General features: G+C 47.4%; 8 protein-coding genes. 6 read left to right on the top strand and 2 right to left on the bottom strand.

Features of this window, described 5'->3' with window-relative positions:
- Positions 1 to 487 precede the first annotated feature (487 nt).
- The 6 genes from J0A65_RS13950 (at position 488) to J0A65_RS13925 (ending at position 6,422) form a co-directional block, all read left to right on the top strand.
- Positions 488 to 2,110: a response regulator gene (locus J0A65_RS13950; protein WP_206594793.1), complete on the top strand. Its 1,623-nt coding sequence runs from the start codon at positions 488 to 490 to the stop codon at positions 2,108 to 2,110.
- A 53-nt stretch (positions 2,111 to 2,163) separates the two neighbouring features.
- Entirely contained in the window at positions 2,164 to 3,954 is a 1,791-nt protein-coding gene (locus J0A65_RS13945; protein WP_206594792.1) for an ABCB family ABC transporter ATP-binding protein/permease, read from the top strand.
- Entirely contained in the window at positions 3,951 to 4,163 is a 213-nt protein-coding gene (locus tag J0A65_RS13940; RefSeq protein WP_206594791.1) for a DUF3820 family protein, read from the top strand. The genes J0A65_RS13945 and J0A65_RS13940 overlap by 4 nt, the downstream gene beginning before the upstream one ends.
- A 4-nt stretch (positions 4,164 to 4,167) precedes the next feature.
- Positions 4,168 to 4,563, top strand: coding sequence for a hypothetical protein (locus tag J0A65_RS13935; protein WP_206594790.1), 396 nt, complete (start codon positions 4,168 to 4,170; stop codon positions 4,561 to 4,563).
- Between the two features lie 5 nt (positions 4,564 to 4,568).
- Positions 4,569 to 5,594: a S66 family peptidase gene (locus tag J0A65_RS13930; RefSeq protein ID WP_206594789.1), complete on the top strand. Its 1,026-nt coding sequence runs from the start codon at positions 4,569 to 4,571 to the stop codon at positions 5,592 to 5,594.
- A 213-nt stretch (positions 5,595 to 5,807) separates the two neighbouring features.
- On the top strand, positions 5,808 to 6,422 hold the full coding sequence (locus J0A65_RS13925) for a DVUA0089 family protein (RefSeq protein ID WP_206594788.1): 615 nt from the start codon (positions 5,808 to 5,810) through the stop codon (positions 6,420 to 6,422).
- 70 nt (positions 6,423 to 6,492) lie between these two features.
- Here the strand turns inward: J0A65_RS13925 and J0A65_RS13920 are convergent, their stop codons facing one another.
- On the bottom strand, positions 6,493 to 7,803 hold the full coding sequence (locus J0A65_RS13920) for an ABC transporter permease (RefSeq protein WP_206594787.1): 1,311 nt from the start codon (positions 7,801 to 7,803) through the stop codon (positions 6,493 to 6,495).
- Positions 7,803 to 8,489 carry an ABC transporter ATP-binding protein gene (locus J0A65_RS13915; protein ID WP_232849956.1) on the bottom strand — a complete coding sequence of 229 codons (687 nt, stop codon included), beginning with the start codon at positions 8,487 to 8,489 and terminating at the stop codon, positions 7,803 to 7,805. Before J0A65_RS13915 ends, J0A65_RS13920 begins: the two co-directional genes overlap by 1 nt.
- Positions 8,490 to 8,523: the final 34 nt, after the last annotated feature.

Below are 8,523 nucleotides of genomic sequence, written 5' to 3'. Positions count from 1 at the left end.
TAATCTTTATCTTATCTTCAGTGATACGGTGCAAGCACCACCCGTTCCCTTTACCAACACGGGCATCACCGGCTCCAACCCAGTACCATCCACCATAATCTTTATCTTATCTTCAGTGATACGGTGCAAGCACCACCCGTTCCCTTTACCAACACGGGCATCACCGGCTCCAACCCAGTACCATCCACCATAATCTTTATCTTATCTTCAGTGATACGGTGCACGCACCACTCGTTCCCTTTGCCAAAACGTGCATCACCGATAATCCGAAATGTAGATAACGTTATAGAATTTGTGCTGTTTTAATTTTCTTAGTTAGCTATCCAGGCTTGAATACACAGCTATTTCAATTCCTATCCCCAAAATATTCTCTATATCGCGCTTATTTTTCCTTACCAAACAAAGTCGCTTAGCTGATAAAGCATTTAAGCATCCTGCAAAATATGCGATAAGCTAAGCCTAAGTGATGAAAAAAGAGCAGGGTTCTATGGATGCGAAGCTGGCCAAAACCTGTCGGGTACTCATTATTGATGAGCAGGTCCTGGCGCAGGGGTATATCAAATACTCACTGGAGGAATTAGGTTTTCGCGACATTACTTATGTGGATAAAGCTAATGCCGCATTGAAGATCATCGAAGAGGAACATTTTGACCTTATAGTTTGTTCCTACAATCTGAAAAAAGATCAGGACGGTTATTACCTTTACGACCAGCTTAAAAACAGCCACGCCTTGCCTCTTACCACCGCTTTTATCTTTATCAGTGCCGACACAAACTCTGAGCTGGTGCATAGTATTATAGAGCTCCAGCCTGATGACTTTCTTGCCAAACCCTTTAGCGTTAAGGATCTGGACAAACGTTTAAGCCGGGTTTTAAAACGCAAGAAAGTGCTTAATCCGATTTACCGCCTGATGGACAAGGACGATTTTGTAAACGCTCTGGATGCCATTGAAGAGTTTTTAACCCGCCCGGAATTTGCTGAATTTTTTCCACTGGCATTAAAGACCAAAGGTGAACTGCTGCTCGCCTGTGACAAAGCCAGGGAAGCCAAAGAATTCTATCATGCAGTGATCAATGTACAGCCCTTTACCTGGGCAAGACTCGGGTTAGTCAATGCTTTGATAAAGCTGGATGAAGATGAAGAAGCAGAAAAACTGATCCTGCAACTGGCCTTTAAACCCGACTCACAGCTAGTGGCCTATGATTTACTTTGCGGCTTGAACGTGAAGCTGCAGGATTTTGAATCTGCTTTAGAAGCGATACTAATGGCTGCGGAAATTTCCCCCCGCAACCTACGCCGTCATCGGGTAGCAATTAATTTATCCCGTCTAACCCATGACTATGAGACCCAATTTGAAGCTGCTAAGCGCATCGTAAAATTTGCCAAGCATTCCATTCACGATATGCCGCAAAACTATATCAATGTAGCCAGAGCAGGCATTGATTTCGCGATGACCGCCGATGAACAAGAGACATCCAACCTGATAAAACAGGCAAACGACTATATTCGTCAGTTTCAGCAAGCCTTCCCCAAATCGGAGTTACAGGAACAGATAAAGGTCGTTAATGCCCGCCTTTTGTACCTACAGGATGAGAAAGAAAGGGCCCGGGCACTGGTGGAACAGTTAAGCGAGGAACCCAACCAAAGCCAGGATTTAGAGGATTTGCTCGACAAAGCTAAAGCATTTCACACGCTGGGCTTATATGACCGTTGCCAGAATGTGTTAGACGAAATAGAGAGGCGCTGCCGACTCACGCCAGAGCACGGCGAGCTTTTCCTGCATTACATTCAGCAGGAAAAACGTGAGAAGGCAGAAATCCGTCAAACGCCTAAAGAGCTCAACAACAGCGCCGTTGATTTTTATCAAAGCGGTCAGTTGGAAGAAGCGCTCAAAGCTTTTCGTCAAGCTTACAGCCTGATGCCCAAGAATCCATCTATTGCATTGAACTTGCTACAGGCAATTGCCATGAAAGTACGCGAGCAGGGCTTGTCTGAAGGTGCAGCCAGCATGGTGGAGCGCTGCATCCTGACAATTGAAAACGGCAAACTGAATGATGAGCAGGAAGAACGTTATCTGAAGGTAAAGAGCTTTCTTCAAGAGGCGGTATAGATTTCTTCTGACGGTTGTTACAATCCGCCCCCTAACTACTCAATTTCAATAACATGCGCCGCAGTAAATTTCCCATAGATGAGGATCAACAGGTCAACTGGTCAGTTTTTTGGCAGCTCCTCCCTTACCTCAGAGAGTTCAAATCCCGGGTTTTATTGGCACTGCTATGTCTGGTCGGTGCCAAGCTTGCCAGTGTCGGCATGCCTTTTGTACTTAAGCACGTGGTAGATGATCTAAATGTCTCAACGCCAGAGGTGGCTTTAGTTGCAGTACCCATTGCACTCATAGTTGCCTATGGTTTGCTTAGGCTATTCAGCGTGTTAGCGGGTGAAATCCGCGACACCTTGTTTGGCAGAGTTACCGAGCGTGCCATGCGTCGTCTAGGCCTTAAAGTTTTTGAACATTTACACCGACTGGACCTGGATTTTCACCTGAATCGCCAGACCGGCGGCCTGTCGCGGGATATTGAGCGCGGCACCACGGGTATCGGTTTTCTGATGCGTTTTATGGTGTTCAATATAGTCCCAACACTGCTGGAAATCAGCCTGGTGGCCGGGCTGTTGCTGCACAACTATGGCGTTGGCTTTGCTGTGGTGATTATGCTGTCTGTATTTGCTTATGTATGGTTTTCGGTGAAAGCCACCCATTGGCGCACCCGCTATGTACGAGAAGTGAATCTGGCCGATTCCTCCACCAATTCAAGAGCCATAGATAGCCTGCTGAACTACGAAACCGTTAAATATTTTAATAACGAAGATTATGAAGCCAAACGTTACGACCAGGATTTAGCCGACTGGGAGCAAGCCCGGCGTAAAAACCGTTTGTCACTTTTTGTATTAAATGGTGGGCAAGCCTTTGTAATCGCTGCAGCCATGACGGCCATGATGTGGATGGCCGCCAACCAGGTAGCCGCAGGTAAAATGACTTTAGGTGATTTTGTCCTTATTAACGCCTTCACCATGCAAGTTTTTATGCCGCTGAACTTCCTTGGCTTTGTATACCGCGAAATCCGTGGTGCACTGGCTAATATTGAGAATCTGTTCAAGTTGCTGGATAAAGTCCCCGCTATCAGTGATGCCAATAACAGCACTTCGCTACACATAAGCAAGGGGAAAATAGAATTTAAAGATGTCAGCTTCCATTATCGACATGACCGCCCTATCTTACGCGGCGTCAATTTCAACGTTGAACCCGGTCAACGGGTTGCCGTAGTCGGCGAGTCGGGAGCAGGTAAGTCAACCCTGGTTAAGTTGTTGTTTAGATTTTACGATGTTTCCGACGGCGGCATTTTTATCGACGGTCAGGATATCAGAAAGGTTAGCCAATCATCGTTACGCAAAGCCATTGGTATCGTCCCGCAGGATACCGTACTGTTTAATGACACCCTCTACGAAAACGTGCACTACGCCAGACCCGATGCCAGCGAAGAGGAAGTCAAACAAGCCATTCGCTTGGCGCACTTGGAACATTTCGTAGAATCACTGCCAGATGGATATCAAACTATGGTGGGCGAACGAGGGCTGAAATTATCCGGAGGCGAAAAGCAGCGGGTTGCTATCGCCAGGGTTATCCTCAAACGTCCGCCTATTTTGTTATTTGACGAAGCGACATCATCGCTGGACAGTCAATCCGAGGGAGCCATACTCGCGGCGCTGCGCGAAGTAGCCCAAGGCCACACCAGCCTGGTGATTGCCCATCGCTTATCCACCATAGTTGATGCTGACAATATCCTGGTTATGCATCAGGGCCGCATTGTTGAGCAAGGTCAGCACAGCGAGTTGCTCGCAGACAATGGCTACTACGCCAGACTCTGGCAACACCAGCAGCAGGAGGCTAACGAATGAATGAGCAACAGCTGATGCTGGACGCCATTAACCAAACCATGCCCTTTGGCAAATATGCCGGTCGCAAACTGTTGGAATTGCCTGAACCCTATCTGGTGTGGTTTGCCCAACAGGGATTTCCTGCTGGCAAACTCGGAGAACAACTCGCATTAGTGCATGAAATTAAGGTTAATGGCTTAGAGCAAATGCTAAGACCTTTATTAAGGTAACAATATGCGCAGCCACCATAAAAAAGACCGCCCTTATCAAATTAAGAAAACCGGCATTAAGGATGAAAACATCGACCGGCAGATTCTTATTCTGCATAGAGCCATGCTAGATAAGCTTTGCCAGCACCCTATCCTGGTTGAAAATGTATTCAGCACCTTGGAAAGCCGAAAAGAGCAAGGACGGCTCGGTCATGGTGCCTATTTGACCTGGTACTGTGCTCTAGAGCACTTAACTGATGCGCCACAACAAATGTATGAGGCATTATTGGAAGACAGCCCCCGTATGCGCAAGTTGCGCCGCCAAACTCCGCTGGTAGGAATACTGACAGAAGAAGAGCGTCAGCAAGCACTATTGGCCGATGCGCTGGGCCAAACCAGTATCCAAACCCTGTTAGGTTAACCTGTATGTTTCACATCCCAAAGCCGCTTAAGAAAGGCGATACCGTTGCCATTACTGCCCCCTCTTCCGGCGTGCCGCAAGCAATGCATCCCCGTTTAGACGTGGTTTTAGCGCATCTACGTAATCAAGGCTATCACGTCATTGAAGGACAATGCCTACGCGCCAATCATCAGCATGTCAGCGCCAGTAAGGCGCACAGAACAAAAGAACTCATGGACTTTTTGCTGGATCCACAAGTTGACGCCATTTTGCCCCCCTGGGGTGGCGAGATTGGTATGGATCTATTAGACGCCCTTGATTACAACCAACTGGCCACAGTTCGTCCTAAATGGCTGGTCGGCCATTCAGATATCAGTACCTTGTTAAACGCCCTGACGAGCAAATTAGGTTGGTGCACTGCCCACACGACTAATCTGATGCAGATGGTACCGTCAGAAAGCGAGCCGCTAACCGCCTCAGCATTAATGCCGCTTAGCTTAGCATCAGGCCAGTCCTTTACTCAGCATGCATCCAGCCATTATCAACAGCATGGCGTGAGTTTTATTGAATATCCTGAGCAGGGACTGCAGCTAGGGCCAAAGAGCCAGTGGAAGATTTTAGGTCAGGCAGATGAAGTGGAATGTCGCGGTCACTTATTTGGTGGTTGCCTGGATATCCTCATCCACCTTGCCGGTACCGAATATTTTGACATAAATAGGTTTGAACAGCGGTCGCAAGGCCAGGGCATGATTCTCTATCTGGAAAATGCTGAGCTAAGCCCACCAGCTATGTTTCGCGCCTTGCAGGGGTTGAAATACCGAGGCTTCTTTAGACATCTCAATGGACTGCTAATCGGCCGCAATGCCGCTCCAAGTCATGACCCAACATTCAATGACCAGCAAATACTGACACAGCTATTTGCCGACGCGCCATTTCCGGTGATTTATGATGCTGATATAGGTCATCTGCCACCCAATATGACACTGCTAAATGGTGTTCTTGCAGTGGTCAAGGTTAGCAGAGCCAGCACTTCATTAACCCAGTATTTATAGACCTAGTTAGTTGGCATCAATACATGTCTGTTTTTTTTACACCGCATGTAAAACTCTTGCAAAGGAAAAACGTAACCAATTGAAATAAAAAGAATATAAACATTGGCACAAATTTAGCTTTGGCATGGCACAACTTCTTCATGCCGTACCTCCTGCATAACAAAAAGTTGTCACCCTCACACCGAATTAAGTAGTTACTTTTGGGAATAAAACATGAAAAAACTTATCACGCTTTTAAGCTTTTTCGGATTTTGTTGTACTGCGCAAGCCGCACTAATCACATCATCCTTTACCGGCAATTTTAACGATGACAATAGTCGCTACTACATCCAATTTGATGTAACAGCAGACAATACTCAGGTCAATTTGATCAGCTTCAGTTACGCGGGTGGCGTGAATGCTGCTGGTACCAGCATTGCAGATGGCGGCTTTGACCCGCAGTTGTTTGTATTTGATAGTGCAAACAATCTGCTGCAATCCGATGATGACAGCTCTAATGTAATATCAGCGAGCTCCGGCAATTCATGGGATGCCCTGATCAATATTTCGCTGAATATCGGCACTTACTTTGCCGTGCTGACACAGTACAACAGTGACTATCAATCTGGTGATCTAGTGACTGGTATTTGGTCAGATGCAAACACAACTAACTTTGTTGATGTTGATAATAACGTTCGCTCTTCATTTTTTGCTTTTGATATCAGTGGCGAGAACCTGGCCAATGTTGGTGGCATTGGCCACAATGTGACTACGGTTCCAGAACCATCCAGTCTGGCACTGCTGGGCTTGGCGCTGCTTGGTCTAGGTGCACGTCGTAAGTTTTCCTAACGTTAAGCACTTTAAAAACAACCGCCTATTGGCGGTTGTTTTGTTTATAGCGCAGAGAATCTACCTAATACTACACGCGAACGCTTAATCCACGCGATAGTGCTGTACGATATGACAAGATAGCCGGTATCAACGCCAACACAGCGGCCAACCCAACGATAATCCCCAGGTACCCCAAGGTTGAACCAGAAAGCGGCAAGCTATTGATAAACAAACCATACTCACTGCTTATCCAGCCCTTTAACAACGCCAATAAACCAGCTAAGCCCAGATAACCTGCCGCCGCCCCAACCAGAGCAATTAAAATGGCTTCCAGTTCTATCAGCAGCAACACAAAGCTGGCGTGTGCGCCGATAGCACGTAATACCGCAATCTCACGTTCACGCTCCCTCATTGAGGCCAACAGCATAGTCGTCATGCCCAATAAGCTGGCCAGTAATACAAGCAAGGCAATCAGTGCCAGGGCTTTTTCCACCATCCCCATCATCTGCCATAACTCGGCAAGGGCGACACCGGGGATAATCGCCAGTAGCGGTTCTGCTTTGTATTCATTGACCTTACGCTGAAAGGTCAGTGTACCGATACGGGACTTCAGCCCTACCAGCATGGCGGTAACCGAGCCGGGCTGAAGATCATGCCCTACTCCCTGCGCCGCATGGTCATGGTCATGGTCATCATCATGTTCTTGATTCGATTGAGCTTGAGAAGTTCCTTGCACTTTCGGATGGTCGCGCCCGCTATGACTGCCCGAAGCGTGAATCAACTCAATGGAAGCCAGATTGACGTGCACTGTCTGATCAACAGGTGTGCCGGTCGGTGCCAGGATCCCAACCACTTTAAACGGGTAAGCATCATGATGGGTAAAACTCACCTCACCGGTGCCATGAGAAATGACCAGCTCATCACCTAAATGATAATGCAGCTTGGCTGCCACCTCACTGCCCAAAACAACTTGCTGTGTGGTGGAAAAGGCTGCCCCTTTATCAAAGCTAAGAGCCTGACGACTACCATACTTAAAGTGCACAAAATAATCCGGCGTCGTACCCATCACGCGATATCCCTTGTGGGAGTCACCTAAAGAAATAGGCACTGCCCAGGCCACTTCTTTCGACTGACTTAGTGCCTGGTAGGTCTGCCAGGATAAGTTGTTGCTGGGATTGCCAATACGAAATACCGAGTACAGCAATAAGTTAGTAGAGCCGGTCCTGGCCCCTACAATCAAATCAACACCAGAAACCGTGCGACCAAAGCTGCTCTTCAGTTCATTTTTCAGATGATCCACCCCCAGCATAATGAATACCGAAACAGCGATGGAAAATGCGGTTAAAAGTACCGTAAGGCGACGATTCCATAAACTGGCAGAGGCAATACGTAGCAACATCAGGCAGTCTCCTCAATGACAGAAAGCGCACGCAAGTCCTGGTGAATATCAAAATAATCTTTGAGGGTCTTATCGTGACTGACAAATACCACTGTGGCCTTAGTCTCTTCTACGCAGCCAAGCAGTAAATGCAAAAATTGATCTCTTAAATCTGAATCCAATGCCGACGTTGGTTCATCAGCAATGATAATTTCGGGTTTGTTTAACAAAGCTCGAGCCACCGCCACCCGCTGCTGCTGTCCCACACTCAAATTACTGGCCCGGCGCGCCAGCAGCGCCTCGTGCAATTCCAAACGCTCCAGCATATGGGCTAGAAACCCTTGGTCACGCTCACCATTGCTGCCAAACTTCCAGGCTAATTCGATGTTTTCCCGTACGCTTAGATAGGGTAAAAGATTAAACTGCTGGAAAATCATACCGATATGCCTGGCCCGAAAACGATCCCGCTTGCCAGCGCTAAGCGCCGTTATATCCTGCCCCAACAGACTAATCTTGCCTTGCTGAGGTTTCAGAATACCTGACAGTAAGTTCAGTAAGGTGGACTTACCACTGCCGGACGGCCCGTATAAAAATACCCTTTGGCCTTTTTCCACTTGCCAGTGCTGGATATCCAGTAAAGGTTTACCTTCCCAGCCAAAACGAACTTTATCCAGTTGTATTACGGGTTGGATTTCTTGCATCGTCATGTTCTCTTCAGACTGCATTTTGTTATGATGTAAC

The sequence above is a fragment of the Bowmanella yangjiangensis genome, from assembly GCF_017255015.1.
In the GTDB taxonomy this organism is placed as follows: domain Bacteria; phylum Pseudomonadota; class Gammaproteobacteria; order Enterobacterales; family Alteromonadaceae; genus Bowmanella; species Bowmanella yangjiangensis.
The sequence above is the reverse complement of the archived record's forward strand: the minus strand, read 5'-3'. Positions and strand labels throughout refer to the sequence as shown.